Origin of the sequence: Brevibacillus sp. HB1.1 (assembly GCF_013332445.1) — a bacterium.
In the GTDB taxonomy this organism is placed as follows: Bacteria; Bacillota; Bacilli; order Brevibacillales; family Brevibacillaceae; genus Brevibacillus; species Brevibacillus porteri.
Genome location: NZ_JABMIV010000007.1, coordinates 120,917 through 136,770 on the forward strand (window position 1 = coordinate 120,917; position 15,854 = coordinate 136,770).

The following is a 15,854-nucleotide window of genomic DNA, read 5'->3' on the forward strand; positions in this document are numbered from 1 at the left end:
GAATGGCTAGCGTGGAGCTGTCGCAAGGACAGATCCTATTTGATGTAATGAAGTGAATTACATTAATACAGATTCGTATATTGTTAGTTCGAACATACGAAAGCATACAATTATCGACTATACATATCAAAACGAAAATCACCGTTATAAAATGACTGCTTGTCATCCATCAGCAGAAGAACCGATATCAACTATTTAAAGCAGTCACATGAAGAACGTCGGATTCAGTACGAAGTGTTTATGCATCCGTACAGTCAGCGGTTTGATATTATTATCAAAGCTTCTGATGAAGGATTATGTCTAGAAAAAAATACATTTGATTTTAAATTATTCAGCTAACGGGATCGATAGTTAAAATGAGTCAGTCTAAAACTAATTTTCAAATATCTAGTGATATAGAAGACCGGAACTCCTTGTACCATAAGGGGTTCCGGTCTAATACTTTATTTTCACTGAACACAACGTAGCTTTTTTGATAACAACCTACTCTGATTTTATTAGTTGACACCAAAAACAGGAAAGAGTAATATGATACCAACAACTTGATAATAACAATTTGTTAATAACAAAAAACAACAACAATTCAGCAGCTAAAAGAGGCGATTGCATGAACGATAAACCTTATGTCAATAAACGAGGTCAAACCGAACGGGAGTACTTGGAGGCTTATGATGTCAGCCAATTCGAGCGGCCGTCTGTGACAGTCGATATGCTGGTATTCACCGTGATGGATGAGCTGGAGGACAATTACCGCAAGCTCTCGCCCAAGTCGTTGAAAATATTGCTTGTGAAGCGTGGGGAGCATCCGTATATCGGCCAATGGGCGTTGCCAGGCGGGTTTGTTACACCTGGGGAGAGTCTGGAGGAGGCAGCCAGACGCGAGTTGCGTACGGAAACAAACGTAGACGACATTTACTTGGAGCAGCTCTACACCTGGGGAGATACGGGCAGAGATCCGCGGACATGGGTCATCAGCACGTCGTACATGGCCTTGGTAGATAGCTCGTCTTTACAGCTGCAAGCAGGGGATGATGCAGATGAAGCGGAGTGGTACCGCATCGAGGACAGGTGGCTGAAAGAAACGAAGACGGCGACATCGGACGGCTCCATTACTGAAAAATGGCTGGAGCTGCGCCTTGTGCACGAGAGTGAAGAGCTGTCTGCCACCATTAAGATCACCAAAACAGTAACGGGCCGTACCGTACGTGAGACCCGCGAAATTGTAGAGACGAACAACATTGCATTTGATCACGCCAAAATCATTCAATACGCACTGGAGCGATTGCGTAACAAGATTGAATACACGGACATCGCCTTTGCCTTAATGCCGGAGCTGTTCACGCTAAGCGATCTGCAACAGGTGTACGAGGTGGTTTTGGGACGTGAACTGTTGGCTGCGGCGTTTCGGAGGAAGGTAGCCGACAAAGTGCTGGAAACGAATCAATATCGAAAACACGCCGGGCACCGACCATCCAAGTATTTCCGCTTTAATCCGGAATGGATGGATCAGACGTAGCCCCGTACTAGGGAGGAAATCGCAATGAATCAGGGACACAATCGAAGCGTGCGCGTGCGAATCGCGCAAGAGACGCTGCAAATCATAGAGCAGGGCTATTACCTGAACAAAGCGGGAGAAAAGAAGAGCATTACGGAGGATCTAGCAGCTGCAATCAGCAAGTCGGTGCTGTATCGTCCAAATGATTTGGAAGCAGACACAGTGCAACTGCCATCGCATCAAACAACGGCTGCACAGCTGCGTGCCAAAGTCGAGGTTACCTCGGAATCCAGCCTGGATGCAGCCAAGCGCCTCGTCGTTCACGAGAAACGAGCAGATGCCGTATGCTTGAATTTTGCTTCCGCCAAAAATCCGGGCGGAGGATTCCTCGGGGGAAGCCAAGCGCAGGAAGAGAGCTTGGCGCGTTCCTCCGGGCTGTATCCTTGCATCGTGCAAATGCAGGAAATGTACACCTATCATCGCCAATTGAAAACCTGCTTTTATTCCGACTACATGATTTATTCACCGCTGGTCCCTGTGCTCCGCGACCAAAGCGACCAGCTTTTGCATGATCCATACCTCTTGTCTTTTGTTACGGCGCCTGCTGTGAATGCGGGGGTTGTTCGTGAGCGAGAGCCTGAAAATATCGCGAAGATTGGCCCTGTCATGAAGGAGCGCATCCGGAAAATTTTGCGGGCAGCAGCCATTCACAACCACCGGACGATCATTTTGGGAGCGTATGGCTGCGGAGTATTCCGCAACAAAGCGGAGGACGTAGCAGATTACTTTGCGACTGTTTTGATTGAGGAGCAGTATGCACAGCTTTTTGACCACATCGTTTTTGCCGTCTATGACAATTCTGCGCGCCAGGAAAACCTGCGAGCGTTCAAGGAGAGATTCGCATGAATGCGAAAAGCACCGGCTTTTTAGCAGACTGGAATTGGTTTGAAAAAATATGGCTCATCTCGTTTACACTCGTTACCCTCTACTTGTATTTCGCGCTGGATGATACATTAATCGGCTTGATCGCGTCTTTGACAGGGATGCTGAGTGTCGTGCTCGTCGCCAAAGGAAAGACGTGGAGTTACTACCCGGGTATCATCAATGTGGTTTTGTACGCATTCGTGGCGTATGGGCAAAAGTACTATGGTGAAGTAATGCTGAATCTTCTCTATTTTTTGCCGATGCAATTCATAGGTCTCTATCTGTGGCGCAAAAACCGCGTGTCCGAAGTCAAACAAAATGACGTCAAGATTACGATTTTGTCCAACCGAGCACGCATCTGGTGGACGATCTTGAGCATCATCACAACGATTGTCTACGGGTTTGTATTGAAGCAAATGGGCGGAGCCTTGCCTTTTGTCGATTCCTTGACGGCTGTTCTCTCCGTCATCGCGATGCTCTTTATGGTGAAGCGTTTGGTCGAGCAGTGGGTGGTCTGGATCATCATTGATTTGTTCACGATCTACATGTGGCTGGTAGCGTTTTTGAAGGACGGAAGTGATATCTCGATGCTGGTTATGTGGTCCGCTTATTTGGTAAATGCCATCTACGGCTTAATGAACTGGGTGAGACAGTACCGCAAGCAAAGGGAGGAGCAGACATGGGGGGCGTAGGCTTCATTGGCGGCAAATTTTTGCCACTGCATCAGGGACATGTATACGCGATTACACAGGCGGCCTGCCGCTGCGACGAACTGTACGTCGTTCTCTCGCATAGCTCGATTCGCGACCGAAAGCTGTGTGAGGAGGCAGGAATCAAGCCAATTCCCTATGAAGTGCGCTTGAGATGGCTGTCCACGCTGGTCAAGGACATGGAAAATGTCCGAGTGCTTGCAGTCGAGGATTGTGCGGATAGCGATGAGAACTACGAATGGGAGGCGGGAGCAGCGGACATCAAGCGCAAGATCGGGAAAAAAATCGATCTGGTCTTCAGCTCCGAGTCCGCCTACGATCCGATATTTCGCCGTTTATACCCGGAGGCATCGCACATCATTCTCGATGAATCACGCAGCCAAGTGCCGATCTCCGCTACCCAAATTCGCAACGAAGGTGTCTACACCCATTGGCAGCACATTCCTGCTGTTGTTCAGCCCTATTTCGTCAAAAAGGTAGTGGTGGTAGGAACAGAGAGCTGCGGGAAATCGACCTTGGCCCGTTATCTAGCGAAAATCTACAACACCGTGTTTGTCGAGGAATATGGACGCACAATCTGCGAAGAGGTCGGGGGCTGCGATACGATTTTGACACCGGAGTATTTTCCGCATATCGCGTACGGTCACAAAATGAAAGAGTACGAAGCGCGCCAGAAAGCCAACAAGCTCTTGTTCATCGATACCGAAGCGATTGTCACCCAGTTTTACTCCGAACTGTACACCGGGCAAACCTTCCCTGTTCTCGACCAGATTGCCAAAGAGCAAGCGTACGATTTGTGGCTGTTCATGGAGCCAGATGTCGCGTGGGTAGATGATGGACTGCGTGTGCACGGAGAGGAGCAAGTGCGCCTGCACAATCATGAAAAGCTGCGCCAGATGCTGGATGAGCGGGGAATTACGTACGTGACACTGCGAGGAAATTATGCCGAGAGACTGCAAGGAGCTATGCAGCATGTCGATCAACTGTTGAAGACGACTTCTCAACGAGCTGGAATTGGGCTAGACTAAAGTCATCAAACGATTCTGACAGTAGAAGGGAGCCGTGCTGCATGCAGTCGTTCGTACAGCCGCTATCCCCCCTTAGCTTGAAGGAATGGGCAGTCGCCGTCAAAGCACTTGGAGAAGGTGAGCAGATCATCACGATCCGCAAGGGTGGATTATACGAAGAAACACAAGAATTCCGCTTGGAAAACAATCAATTTTATTTGTATCCGACCTATGAGCACCAGAAGCGCGACATGGTAAAGGCAGACTACCAACACCTTTTGGACGCGACCCTTGAAGGCTGGACAATGGATAAGAAGACGGTGACGATCGAATATTTTGCCGAAGTAACCGACGATGTAGAGTTGATGGACGAAGCCAAACTGCGTGCGCTATCGCCCTTCCATATCTGGACGGATAATTTTGCAGATGTGCGTTTGCATTGGAAGAAAAAACAGCCGTTGCACATTTTGTTCGTGCGGATGTATCGATTAGAGCAGCCGATAGAAATCCCGATTGACGTTGCTTATCAAGGCTGCAAATCTTGGCATGATCTATTGGTGGACATTCCGCGAGCTGCGTTTACCCCTGTGCTTTCCGACGAGGAGTTCGCAGCGAAAAAAGCTGCGATCATGACCATTCTGCAAAACTAACATTCCATTATGATCTTGCCTGGAGGGTTCTCATGAAAGCGATCTTGGTAACGGAATTAGGCGGGCCGGAAACGATGAAGTATACGGAAGTCGAGATGCCGACCATGTCACCTACACAGGTCCTGATCCGCGTCGAGATGACCAGTGTCAATTTTGCCGATATCAAATCCAGATATGGAAAAAAGGGAGCAGCCAAGCTACCGTTTATTCCGGGACTCGATGCGACTGGCGTGATCGAACAGGTAGGGGCAGAGGTGCAAAGTCTGAAGGTGGGACAACGAGTCATCGCATTTCCGGCCAACGGATCTTACGCTGAGTATATTGTGGCGGATGAGAGCTTGACCTTTGCCTTGCCAGATCACATCAGCACGGAAACAGCAGCCGCTTGCCCAGTCGTGTCATTTACTTCGTATCAGCTGCTTGCGAAGGTTGCACGCATTGCCAAAGGGGAAACCGTACTGATTCACGCTGCGGCAGGCGGAATCGGGACGACGGCGATTCAATTGGCCAAGCTGCTTGGAGCAGGACGTGTCATCGGCACAGTTGGTAATGAAGCAAAGGCGAAACTTGCCTTGTCAGCCGGTGCCGACCATGTGATTTGCAATGATCGCGAAGATTTTGTGGAAAAGGTACGTGAGCTGACAGATGGTGCGGGAGCCGATGTCATTTTGGACTCGATTTCCGGAACGGTGAGCGAGCGTAGTCTCGAGTGTCTCGCATGGTACGGTCGACTCGTCCATTTCGGCAATGCTAGCGGCGAAATCGGTCAGATCAAGACCATCGACCTGCATGCCAGCTGCCGCTCTGTATTAGGCTTCAGCTTTGGTACGACACGTAAGCTGCGTCCAAACTTGTTGCAGGATACAGCGAAGCAAGTCTTGGAGTATTTGGCGAATGGCCAGCTCGACATCAAGATCGGTAAGCATTTTGCATTGGAAGACGCAGCGAGCGCCCATGCGTGGGTCGAGAGCAGGGCGAGCACGGGAAAAGTACTGCTGGATGTGCGCTCGTAATGATGTGGAGCCCTTGCTGACTCACAAGCAGGGGCTTTCTCTTTATCATTTTTGAGAGGTGAATGCTATGCAGTGAAGGGTGAAGATGGTGCAATCAACGGATTTATTTCCTATGTACTCGAAGATCAGGAATGTGAAATCATTTCCTTAGACAGCGTGATCGAAAACAAAGGAATCGGGACCGCCCTTCTCAATCGAGTAGAGCAGACCGCCAAAGAAAAAGGCTGCCACCTCATGAAGCTCGTCACCACCAACGATAACCTGCACGCCATGGGCTTTTATCAAAAAAGAGGCTATCAGCTTCACGAGCTGTACATCAATGCCGTGGACAAGGCCCGCCAAAGCAAACCAGAAATCCCCCTCATCGCAGACAACGGCATCCCCATCCGCGATGAAATCCTTTTTATTAAAAATCTCTTTCAAAAAAGAACCACAGAAGCAATAGCTGTCTGAAAAGCGCAGGTACATGTTTGGAAGGAGACCGCCCGAACGAAGTGAGGAAAAAGGCGACTGGAAAACATGTGCCTGCGCTTCCCCCCGACCACCGCAGATTAAAAACCTCTCGGTTTTAAAAAAAGTTTGCCCCCACACAATTGTTGACATTCGTAACTGTACGAATTATTATTACAGTACTCTTCGCAAGGAGGCCGTCTGTGACGTGAATAGTGAATTTACCATAGCTGTTCACAGCTTGGCTTTGTTGGCTCATATCCCAGAGCATATGGCAAGCAGTGAGCTCATCGCAAAAAATGTATGTACGAATCCTGCCAGAATCCGCAAAATTATGAGCATTCTGCGTAAGAACGGGTTTGTGAAGACCAAAGAGGGAATTGGCGGCGGTTATATACTCGCATGCGACCCGAATGAGGTCACCTTGGCCGAGATTTATTGCTCGATCTCGAACGGTACGCTTAAGCCGCACTGGTGTTCGGGAGATCCGCAAGAAGCGTGTCAGGTTTCTGCGAATATGCACGGAGTCATGGATCAGATTTTTACCGAAGCAGAGATGTACTTCACGAAGTATTTGGAACAAATCACGATCCAGACCGTATTAGATAAGGTCCGTCAAGGATGTCAGGAGAGTTCGCAACAGTAACGTTACAAATTTTTAACATGGAAACTGTAATTATTTCCGTTACAATTAGGAGGTGCACGGGAATGAATCGAGATGAGTTATTGGAAGTCGGAGAATGGGTATTGGGCAAAACCAAATTCGGCGAGTTAGTACAAGGCTTCGTCGAAACAGATGATTCATTGCGAGGTACCGCGAAAGTTTATGTGGTTCAATGCGACAACGAAGAGACGATCGGCAAGCAGGTGGTGATTCCAAGACAGTGGATGGAACGCATTCCAGTAGGTTCTTTTGATGATGAAGAACACATGCATGATTTGATCGACCTCGCCCTCGCAACCAAAGATAGAGAGTGGTTTATAGACCTGACTGCCAAGGCAAGCAACATGAAACAGACGTCAGGGAAAGAAGCCCGCCAAACAAGAAGCTCTTCCATTCGCAATCGCTTGGGAACTTCTGCTATTTGGGAGCAATAATTTTTCACTATACAGGAGGAGTACGGAGTATGTCTAACGTGAATCAGAACAGTTGGTTTGAAAAAGGAATGAGCTTTGCTGCGTACAAAGAAAGCATGAACGTCAACAAAGAAGAGCTGTCTCGCGTATACGATCAGCTCACATTTACAGACGAGGATCTGGCGTTCTTTGGTGATCTCTCCCAACGCAATTGGAAAGGGATCGTGTTGACCGCAGACTGGTGTGGGGATGCTTCCTTGTGCGTTCCTGTCATTCAGCGAATTGCCGAGGAAAGCAACATCGAATTGCGCTTTCTCATCCGCGACGAAAATCTGGAGTTGATGGATCAATACCTGACCAACGGCACAGCACGTGCGATCCCGATCTTTATCTTCCTCGACCAGGATGGCTACGAGGCAAGAGTTTGGGGCCCGCGCTCTCCAGAAGTGCAGGAAATGATTACGACTGCCCGTGCAGGATTGCCGGCTACAGACGCTCCAGATTTTGAGGAAAAGCAAAAGGAGTTGTACCGCAACTTCAAGCAAAAGATATCTACAGACCCTGCCATTTGGCGCACGGTGATTGAAAGTGTGAAAGCGAAACTGCAAGGCTAAAGAGAAAAATCTATAGGATAGGAATGGATAAATGAATATGAGTAAACAAGAGAATAGTCAGCGACCGATTCTCTTCCTAATGATCAACATGTTTATCGCCATGCTGGGAATTGGCTTGATTATTCCAATTTTGCCCGAATTTCTTAAAGAGTTCGGCGCGGGCGGGGAGACAGCCGGATACTTGGTGGCGGCCTTTGGTGTGACCCAATTTCTGTTTTCTCCGATTGCGGGGGAATGGTCAGATAAGTACGGTCGAAAAATCATGATTGTATCGGGACTCGTCCTGTTTACGATCTCCAATCTGGTCTTTGCCTTAGCTGAACAGACTTGGGTGCTCTACCTTTCTCGTCTGATCGGCGGAATCGGGGCAGCAGCGATGATTCCGTCCATGCTGGCGTATGTAGCAGACATCACGACAGAGGATAAACGTGGAAAAGGACTGGGGATGCTCGGAGCTGCCATGTCGCTCGGATTTGTTATCGGACCTGGTATTGGCGGGTTTTTGGCGGAGCTTGGCTTGCGTATGCCGTTCTACATTTCTGCGGCAGTTGGTGCGGTAGCCACACTTGGTTCCATCTTTTTCTTGTCAGAATCACTTCCGAAGGAAAAGCAGCTCGCGGCACGAAAAGGCAAAGAGAAGCAGGAAAACATCTTCGTACAACTCGGCAAATCGTTTCAATCGTCGTACTTCATCATGCTGGTGCTGATCTTTACGATGACATTTGGCTTGGCGAACTTCGAAGTTATCTTCCCGCTGTTCGTCGATGCGAAGTTCGCTTATACTCCGCGTGATATTTCTATCATTATCACAGTGGGAGCACTTGCTGGTACGATTGTGCAGGGAGCGCTAATCGGCAAGCTCATTACTCGTTTTGGCGAGAAGAAGCTCATTAACGTGACGTTCTTCTTGTCTGCTGTATCGATGGTGCTGATGCTGTTGTCTGGTAACTTCTGGTATATGCTGATTATGACAGTTATCTTCTTTACCCTAACGTCGATTATGCGTCCGGCAATCAACACGCTGATTTCCAAGCGAGCAGGGGATGAACAGGGCTTCGTAGCAGGGATGAACAATGCTTATATGAGTCTGGGGAATATTTTCGGCCCAGCAGTGGCAGGTACGCTGTACGGGGTTCATTTGAACGCACCGTATTTGTTCGGCGCGATTATCCTGATTCTCAGCTTGTTCTTGTCGCAGGTGGAAAGCCGTCGCAACGTGAAGCGCGTCGTGGCCTAACCCTTGACATTTTTTTGAAACCAGTGTAAAAAGTAAGGTAATAAACAAAACACCAACAAATTCATTGACGAGAAAGAGTAAGCTAATCCCCTTGTTCCCCAGAGAGTTGGCCCTAGCGCTGAAAGCCAACGTTCAAGACTTAGCCGAAAATCCTCTCCGAGAAGGAAAGCTGAAGCATTTGGAGTAAGCTGACCCGGAATCCCACCGTTACAAGGGACGCGTATGATGGTACGTAGTAGAGGTGCCGGAAAATCATGATTACATGAGCTTTTCGGAACAAGGGTGGTATCGCGAGATCAAATCTCGTCCCTTAGGGGGCGGGATTTTTTTGCGTTCTATGAACCTACACTTCTACGCAAACTACAGAAGAAGGAGTGTACATGATGAGGAAAGTAGACGTAAAAGAAAAAGCAAGGACACGAGAGTTACGTGTTCTGGATCAGTGGAGGAAAGACGATACATTCCGCAAGTCGATGGACAATCGGCTAGGTAAGCCTAATTTCGTTTTTTATGAAGGGCCTCCAACCGCTAACGGACAGCCGCATATCGGTCATGTGCTCGGACGGGTCATCAAGGATTTTATCGGACGCTACAAAACGATGTCTGGCTACCGCGTCGTCCGCAAAGCAGGCTGGGATACACACGGTCTTCCGGTAGAGCTCGGGGTGGAGAAGCGACTCGGCATTTCCGGCAAGCAGGAGATCGAAAACTACGGAGTGGCCAAGTTCATCGAGGAGTGCAAAAATAGCGTATTCGAGTACGAAAAACAATGGCGCGAGCTGACGGAAGGGATCGCTTATTGGACAGATATGGAGCATCCATATGTGACGTTGACCAACGACTACATCGAAAGCGTCTGGCACATCCTTTCAGAAATTCATAAAAAAGAACTGCTGTACAAAGGACATCGTGTCAGTCCGTATTGCCCGGATTGCCAGACGACGCTCAGCTCCCATGAAGTGGCGCAAGGCTATGAAGACGTGAAGGACTTGAGTGCGACGGTCAAATTCAAAAGCAAGACGAGCGATGACATCTTTCTCGCGTGGACGACGACACCATGGACACTTCCAGCAAACGTGGCTTTGGCTGTTAACAAAGAGCTCGATTACGTGCGGGTCAAGTACAAGGATGAAGTGTACGTCGTAGCAAAAAATCTGGCGGAGAAAGTGTTCAAGGAAGGCTACGAGGTTTTGTCCACGCACAAAGGTGCAGAATTCGTAGGGACCCAGTATGAGCCGCCTTTTGGCTATCTAAAGGTAAACCATGGGCATATTGTCGTCGATGCGGATTATGTCAGTGATACGAGCGGAACTGGGATCGTGCATACGGCACCAGCGCACGGGGAGGATGATTATCGCACGACCCGTCAGCATGGACTTGATTTCGTGAACGTCGTGAATTTGGCTGGCCGCTATACCGATCAAATCTCGGATTTCGCGGGTCGCTTCGTTAAGGACTGCGACGTCGATATCGTAAAAGACTTGTCGCATCGCGGTCTACTGTTTTCCAAGGAGCGCTACGAGCATAGCTATCCGTTTTGCTGGCGCTGCAAATCACCGCTGCTCTACTACGCGATGGAGAGCTGGTTCATCAAAACGACAGCGATTAAGGATCAGCTGATCGAAAACAATAGCAAGATCGAGTGGTATCCGGGCCACTTGCGCGAAGGGCGCTTTGGGAAATTCCTCGAAGAGCTTGTAGACTGGAATATCAGCCGCAATCGGTATTGGGGGACGCCGCTCAATCTATGGCTTTGTCAGGATTGTGGCTGCGAATATGCACCAGGCAGTGTAAAAGAGTTGCGTGAGAAATCTGTGGCACCACTCGAAGAGAATCTGGAGCTGCACAAGCCGTTTGTGGATGAGGTGAAGCTTCGCTGCTCCTGCGGCGGTACGATGGAGCGAACTCCTGAGGTCATTGATGTGTGGTTTGACAGTGGTTCGATGCCGTTTGCTCAGTACCATCATCCATTCGGCGACGAAAAGGTATTTCAGGAGCAATACCCTGCCGACATCATTTCGGAAGGAATCGATCAGACGCGGGGCTGGTTCTTCAGCTTGTTGGCGGTTTCTACTCTGTATAACGGAAAAGCGCCTTACAAGGCAGTCATCTCTACCGGCCACGTTTTGGATGAACACGGCCAGAAGATGTCCAAAAGTAAAGGAAACGGAATCGATCCGTGGGAGGTTATCGAAGAATTCGGAGCAGATGCGTTCCGCTGGGCGCTTTTGTCTGACAGTGCGCCGTGGAGCAGCAAGCGGTTCTCCAAGCGGATTGTCGCCGAGGCGAAGTACAAAGTGATCGATACGATCCATAACACGCATGCTTTTTATTCGTTATACGCCTTGATCGATTCGTTCAAACCAGAAGAGCATCTGCCGCAAGCGCCTGTAAACGAATTGGATCGTTGGATACTTTCCCGCTTGAATACCACCGTGCAGCACGTAGTCAAAGGTCTGGAAACCTACGATTTCATGAATCCGGCGGGGCATATCGAAGCATTCGTCGACGAGCTGAGCAACTGGTACATCCGTCGTTCGCGGGATCGTTTCTGGAGTAGTGGGGTGACACCTGACAAAGTGTCTGCTTACCAGACGCTGCGGGAAGTGTTGCTGACGCTGGCGAAGATGATCGCACCATACGCGCCGCTGATTGCTGAAGATATGTATGGCAATCTGGGGGGAGAAGTCAGTGTTCATTTGACTGACTATCCCGTGGTGAACACAGAAGCAATCGACGAAACCCTTGAGCGGGACATGGAAATGGCTCGACACATCGTGGAGCTGGCGCGAAATGTCCGCAACGAAACTGGACTCAAGACCAGACAGCCTCTGGCCGAGCTGATCGTATCGATGGAGCAGCCATTTAATCTCGAGCGTTTTGCTGGTATTATCCAAGACGAAATCAATGTCAAAGACATTCGAGTGGAGCAAAGCGACAGCAGCTTCGTGACGTATCATTTCAAGCTCAACCTGAAGGTAGCTGGGAAAAAATACGGCAAGCTCGTTGGGCCAATCCAAGGGTATTTAAAGGAATTGAACGATGCCGATGCAGAGAAAGCAGTGGACAATGGCTACTTGGATGTGGAGGTCGCAGGGGAGAGCGTGCGGCTTACGCTAGATGAGCTGCTCGTGGAAAAGCAAGGGAAGCAAGGCTTTGCTTCTGCATCTGGCTATCAGCTCCACGTGGCCTTGAATACGACACTCACAGAAGAGCTTGAGCAGGAAGGCTTGGTTCGTGAAGTCATCCGTGTTATTCAGGATGCACGCAAAAAGCTGGATTTGCCTATCGATAAACGAGTCCAGCTCGTACTGGATGTGGACGATGAGCTACGAGCCGCATTGGAGCGTTTTGATCATGTTTTGCGTGAGAGTGTACTCGTTTCGGGCGTGTCTTTTACGAAAATAGCAGATAGGGAGACCGTTTCGTTCGGAGACAAAACATTTGGTTTGTACATTGGGTAACGAAGCGGTTAGATAAGCAACAGCTAGGGAGCATGGTTGGTACACCGGTTCCCTAGCTGTTTTCTTCAGTCATGTAAGATCTCTGGGTCAAACCAAACGTCTTCATAATCGTCCGCAACTAAAATTCTCCAGCCCAAATATACCAACGAGTAGTGTCATGCTCCGGATGGATGCGAAGACCATTAAGAGGTAAAACACCCTCTCTTACATTCCTTAGCTTTCTATAGACACATCTTTTTCCAATGTTAATTCATGAAATGATTTCACACGTAGTTGTAAAAATGGGGTGAACAATAATGTACAAGCCGAAGCTAACAATCCAATGCCACCCACAAATAAAGCGAACCGTAACCCCATTGCCCCCGCTATCATCCCTCCAATTAACGAACCAAGCGGTAAAGAACCCCACGAGATAAATCGAAATGTAGCATTCACGCGACCTTGCAGGGCATCGGGTACAATTACTTGACGTAAACTGATGGTACTAATGCTAAACATGGAGACACCCATTCCGAAAAGAAGCTGTCCGAGCATCATAATCAACGCAATACTTAATTCTGATCCTACTGCTAATGGAGCAAGCAAACCGCCACTTGCTGCGATCGTAGCGGAACCCACAATTGTTGGACCTACTCCAAAACGACGTACAGCCCTTTGGGCAAGCAGAGAGCCAAATAGGTACCCTACTCCTAGCGTTCCATAAATGATGCCAAGAATGCTCGCACTGATTTTGAGTTCTTGCGATGCATATAGAACATAAATACTAAAAATAACATTCCAGGAAAGGTTAAAGACTGTTGAGCAGCGCACCACTCCCCACAGCAACGGTTTTGTGTAAACCGTATGCAGCCCTTCTTTAATTTCCAGCCACATGTTTTTTTGTTTTTTCGCATCTGTCACGACTGTTTCCAACTTGCGAATCCGGGCTATGTACACAGCGGATATAAAAAAGGATACCGACGTGAACAATATTGCAAAAGGAGCCGTGATTAACTGTTCCAGTCCACCTGATAAACCCGGCCCAGCAATTTGTGCGGTAGATTTACTTGTCTCTAGTTTGCTATTCCCATCAACAAGCTGCTCCTTGTTCACAATGGAAGGCAAAAAGGATGTATAGGCAACATCAAAAAAGACAGTACAGATACCTACTATGAAGGCTACCAAATATAGAACGGTCATATTCAGGAATCCAGTTAAGGCTGTCAGCGGCACAATGAGCAGTAATACACCCCTGAAAAAGTTAGCGGCGACAAGAATTGGTCGCCGGGGAAATCTGTCTATCCATACACCAGCGAGCAAACCGAAAATGATAAATGGCGCATACTCGGCAAAACCAAGCAACCCCATTTGCATGGGACTGGCCCCTAAATAGAGAGCTGCCACTAATGGCATTCCTAATAAGGCAACCTGGGTCCCAAACTGTGATGCAGTTTGCCCAATCCAGAGCCTGCGAAAATCTGTGTTAGTTAACAATCCTTCCACCTTGTTACTCATGTTCGTTCCCCCATTTTTCGTCACAACTAATTGCCATTTTTAGTATAGGGGAACTTACGTTTCAAGATCTTGCGTTTTCATTATCGCAAATGAACCTATATCAATTGCCCGCAAATTCTTCCATTATCCTACCGTTAACGTAGAAAAGGCAGCCGGTTAATTCGACTGCCTTTCCATATTGTTATTGAACTATCGACCCCGTTAGTTTAATCACAACTAGCATGTAGTGTTATATCTTATCCTCCTGATATGCCTGCCTTACCCGCTCAATCTGGGCGAGGTGGTCACGGACATGCCGGACGCGAAATTCCAGCAGCTCTTTGAACGTGAACCGCGCTCCATCCGGATATTGCCCGACGCGTTCAAGCTGCTCGGGAGTCAGATTTACCAGAAGCGGCAGCATGCTGGCCCGCAGCATTTGGAACAGGAGCAGATGCTGCTCGCAGTCCAACCGTTCATATCCTAGGTTATCCGCCCAGGCTTCCTGATCAAATGATAGTAGAAGCGGTTCTTCCTCCGCCAAGACTTTTCTCAGCCGATGTGTCGACAGGACTTCGCTATCGGTCACATGGATCACAATCTGATGGATGCTCCATTTGTCCTGTGCAGGTTGGAAACGCAGCTCTTCCTCAGACAATCCTTCGACGGCTTCTCGCAGCAGCGCATAGTCTTGGCTATACTCCTCGATCAACTTTTCCATCCGATCCTCTCCTTCATTATTATTTTTGTGGGAGGGTGCATTCGATAATAATTATTATTCTTCGTTATAGAACAAGTACCTTCTGGGTTTTAGCCAACAATAAGTCACCCTTAAGTGATTTCTTCGAAAAGTCCCAAAATGTTTATTCCACTATTGGGACTTTAGAGATTAAGCAAAACTGCCCGTTAGCGTAATACCCCATGTCAGTCTAATACTATATTTTCTCAGTCTGGGTTTGATATCTTCTTACGCCTTCATATTCAGCAGCATCAGCCAACTATCCCGTCGAGAGCACATGTAATAAAAATGGCATTAGCCCGGTGGCTTTCCATGATTAAACGAAAAACAAACTTTTTAGGGTATCTCATACGTCGTTCATATGTAAGGCAAGCAAATGATAAATGGAGGTTAAAAATATGAAAAATCAACACGTAAAGAAACTTTCTTTTTTGGTACTCGCAGGTTTTATTTGTGCAGCAGGAGTGGGAAAACTCCAAGTTGCTTCTGCAGAACAGACAGCTCAAGCCCCAAAAGTGGAAATTGGTCAAAAATTTATAGCGCCCGAACTTAAACTAAAAGAAAATACGTATGTACTTGATTACAAAATGGCCGATGTGAACGGTGATTCTGTTGAAGACAAAGTGATATTGGTTGGAACAAAAGAAATGATTGATGGAACATTAGATGCTTATGCCGACAATTTATCTATTGTAGTGCAGGATGGAAAAACCCAAGGATACGTAAAACATGATTGGGTGAACAAAGGGACAGATGGAACATTGGATGAGCAGTTTGGAAGAGAACCAAACCTAATTATTGGTGACTATACGGGTGATAAGGTGAACGATATTATTGTAACGGCTCCACAAGGAGGAAATGGTGGATACGTGGATCATCTTGTCTTAGCTTTGGAAGAAAGTAAACTGAAAATGGTTTTTTCTGATAACCAAAGCACTGTAAAACAATAAAACGATTAGTGATACACATTCCCAGCAAACTTACAATTATTCAACAAGAAA

16 protein-coding genes, 1 pseudogene and 1 other annotated feature are annotated in these 15,854 nt (G+C 47.9%); of the genes and pseudogenes, 14 read left to right on the forward strand and 3 right to left on the reverse strand.

Going from position 1 to position 15,854, the window contains the following annotated elements; genetic code table 11:
* Nucleotides 1-46: 46 nt before the first annotated feature.
* From HPY27_RS18790 to ileS, 13 genes and pseudogenes are all read left to right on the forward strand, one after another.
* Nucleotides 47-339: pseudogene (locus HPY27_RS18790) on the forward strand (phosphoribulokinase); the annotation flags it as partial.
* Between the two features lie 268 nt (nucleotides 340-607).
* The gene (locus tag HPY27_RS18795; RefSeq protein WP_174225688.1) at nucleotides 608-1,516 is read left to right on the forward strand and encodes an NUDIX hydrolase; all 909 of its coding nucleotides are present in this window, start codon (nucleotides 608-610) and stop codon (nucleotides 1,514-1,516) included.
* Nucleotides 1,517-1,540: 24 nt separating this feature from the next.
* A complete protein-coding gene (locus HPY27_RS18800) occupies nucleotides 1,541-2,401 on the forward strand; it encodes a TIGR02452 family protein (RefSeq protein WP_174225689.1) in 861 nt (286 codons plus the stop codon).
* Nucleotides 2,398-3,111: a nicotinamide riboside transporter PnuC gene (pnuC, locus tag HPY27_RS18805; RefSeq protein WP_017250932.1), complete on the forward strand. Its 714-nt coding sequence runs from the start codon at nucleotides 2,398-2,400 to the stop codon at nucleotides 3,109-3,111. Before HPY27_RS18800 ends, pnuC begins: the two co-directional genes overlap by 4 nt.
* On the forward strand, nucleotides 3,099-4,157 hold the full coding sequence (gene nadR / locus HPY27_RS18810) for a multifunctional transcriptional regulator/nicotinamide-nucleotide adenylyltransferase/ribosylnicotinamide kinase NadR (RefSeq protein ID WP_174225690.1): 1,059 nt from the start codon (nucleotides 3,099-3,101) through the stop codon (nucleotides 4,155-4,157). The genes pnuC and nadR overlap by 13 nt, the downstream gene beginning before the upstream one ends.
* A gap of 41 nt (nucleotides 4,158-4,198) precedes the next feature.
* Nucleotides 4,199-4,786, forward strand: a complete 588-nt coding sequence (locus HPY27_RS18815; protein ID WP_174225691.1) for a DUF1802 family protein — start codon at nucleotides 4,199-4,201, stop codon at nucleotides 4,784-4,786.
* A 32-nt stretch (nucleotides 4,787-4,818) separates the two neighbouring features.
* Nucleotides 4,819-5,799, forward strand: coding sequence for a quinone oxidoreductase family protein (locus HPY27_RS18820; RefSeq protein ID WP_017250935.1), 981 nt, complete (start codon nucleotides 4,819-4,821; stop codon nucleotides 5,797-5,799).
* Nucleotides 5,800-5,871: 72 nt separating this feature from the next.
* Entirely contained in the window at nucleotides 5,872-6,252 is a 381-nt protein-coding gene (locus HPY27_RS18825) for a GNAT family N-acetyltransferase (protein WP_371813449.1), read from the forward strand.
* A gap of 205 nt (nucleotides 6,253-6,457) precedes the next feature.
* Entirely contained in the window at nucleotides 6,458-6,895 is a 438-nt protein-coding gene (locus tag HPY27_RS18830; protein WP_017250937.1) for an RrF2 family transcriptional regulator, read from the forward strand.
* Nucleotides 6,896-6,957: 62 nt separating this feature from the next.
* Entirely contained in the window at nucleotides 6,958-7,347 is a 390-nt protein-coding gene (locus HPY27_RS18835) for an IDEAL domain-containing protein (protein ID WP_069845729.1), read from the forward strand.
* Nucleotides 7,348-7,376: 29 nt separating this feature from the next.
* Nucleotides 7,377-7,940 (forward strand): thioredoxin family protein, encoded by a 564-nt coding sequence (locus HPY27_RS18840; RefSeq protein ID WP_174225692.1) that lies wholly within the window; start codon nucleotides 7,377-7,379, stop codon nucleotides 7,938-7,940.
* A gap of 31 nt (nucleotides 7,941-7,971) precedes the next feature.
* Complete coding sequence (locus HPY27_RS18845) at nucleotides 7,972-9,177, forward strand: MFS transporter (protein ID WP_174225693.1); 1,206 nt, start codon at nucleotides 7,972-7,974, stop codon at nucleotides 9,175-9,177.
* Nucleotides 9,178-9,232: 55 nt separating this feature from the next.
* Nucleotides 9,233-9,491, forward strand: a binding site (T-box leader).
* Nucleotides 9,492-9,560: 69 nt separating this feature from the next.
* Nucleotides 9,561-12,641 (forward strand): isoleucine--tRNA ligase, encoded by a 3,081-nt coding sequence (gene ileS, locus HPY27_RS18850; protein ID WP_174225764.1) that lies wholly within the window; start codon nucleotides 9,561-9,563, stop codon nucleotides 12,639-12,641.
* A gap of 118 nt (nucleotides 12,642-12,759) precedes the next feature.
* Here ileS and HPY27_RS30735 read toward each other — a convergent pair whose 3' ends face one another.
* The 3 genes from HPY27_RS30735 to HPY27_RS18860 form a co-directional block, all read right to left on the reverse strand.
* A complete protein-coding gene (locus HPY27_RS30735) occupies nucleotides 12,760-12,891 on the reverse strand; it encodes an immunity protein Imm33 domain-containing protein (protein WP_483296516.1) in 132 nt (43 codons plus the stop codon).
* Entirely contained in the window at nucleotides 12,855-14,135 is a 1,281-nt protein-coding gene (locus tag HPY27_RS18855) for an MFS transporter (protein WP_174225694.1), read from the reverse strand. Before HPY27_RS18855 ends, HPY27_RS30735 begins: the two co-directional genes overlap by 37 nt.
* 229 nt (nucleotides 14,136-14,364) lie before the next feature.
* Nucleotides 14,365-14,835, reverse strand: a complete 471-nt coding sequence (locus tag HPY27_RS18860; protein ID WP_173624147.1) for a DinB family protein — start codon at nucleotides 14,833-14,835, stop codon at nucleotides 14,365-14,367.
* A 416-nt stretch (nucleotides 14,836-15,251) separates the two neighbouring features.
* On the opposite strand from HPY27_RS18860, the gene HPY27_RS18865 reads away from it, so the two are divergent.
* Nucleotides 15,252-15,803, forward strand: a complete 552-nt coding sequence (locus tag HPY27_RS18865) for a hypothetical protein (RefSeq protein ID WP_174225695.1) — start codon at nucleotides 15,252-15,254, stop codon at nucleotides 15,801-15,803.
* Nucleotides 15,804-15,854 lie beyond the last annotated feature (51 nt).

Excerpts from the sequence above, each read along its gene's own strand:
- HPY27_RS18795 (WP_174225688.1), top strand. The coding sequence starts at position 608 with ATGAACGATAAACCTTATGTCAATAAACGAGGTCAAACCGAACGGGAG.
- HPY27_RS18800 (WP_174225689.1), top strand. The coding sequence starts at position 1,541 with ATGAATCAGGGACACAATCGAAGCGTGCGCGTGCGAATCGCGCAAGAG.
- HPY27_RS18835 (WP_069845729.1), top strand. The coding sequence starts at position 6,958 with ATGAATCGAGATGAGTTATTGGAAGTCGGAGAATGGGTATTGGGCAAA.
- HPY27_RS18820 (WP_017250935.1), top strand. The coding sequence starts at position 4,819 with ATGAAAGCGATCTTGGTAACGGAATTAGGCGGGCCGGAAACGATGAAG.
- HPY27_RS18865 (WP_174225695.1), top strand. The coding sequence starts at position 15,252 with ATGAAAAATCAACACGTAAAGAAACTTTCTTTTTTGGTACTCGCAGGT.
- HPY27_RS18845 (WP_174225693.1), top strand. The coding sequence starts at position 7,972 with ATGAATATGAGTAAACAAGAGAATAGTCAGCGACCGATTCTCTTCCTA.
- HPY27_RS18840 (WP_174225692.1), top strand. The coding sequence starts at position 7,377 with ATGTCTAACGTGAATCAGAACAGTTGGTTTGAAAAAGGAATGAGCTTT.
- HPY27_RS18815 (WP_174225691.1), top strand. The coding sequence starts at position 4,199 with ATGCAGTCGTTCGTACAGCCGCTATCCCCCCTTAGCTTGAAGGAATGG.
- ileS (WP_174225764.1), top strand. The coding sequence starts at position 9,561 with ATGAGGAAAGTAGACGTAAAAGAAAAAGCAAGGACACGAGAGTTACGT.
- nadR (WP_174225690.1), top strand. The coding sequence starts at position 3,099 with ATGGGGGGCGTAGGCTTCATTGGCGGCAAATTTTTGCCACTGCATCAG.
- pnuC (WP_017250932.1), top strand. The coding sequence starts at position 2,398 with ATGAATGCGAAAAGCACCGGCTTTTTAGCAGACTGGAATTGGTTTGAA.
- HPY27_RS18860 (WP_173624147.1), bottom strand. The coding sequence starts at position 14,835 with ATGGAAAAGTTGATCGAGGAGTATAGCCAAGACTATGCGCTGCTGCGA.
- HPY27_RS18855 (WP_174225694.1), bottom strand. The coding sequence starts at position 14,135 with ATGAGTAACAAGGTGGAAGGATTGTTAACTAACACAGATTTTCGCAGG.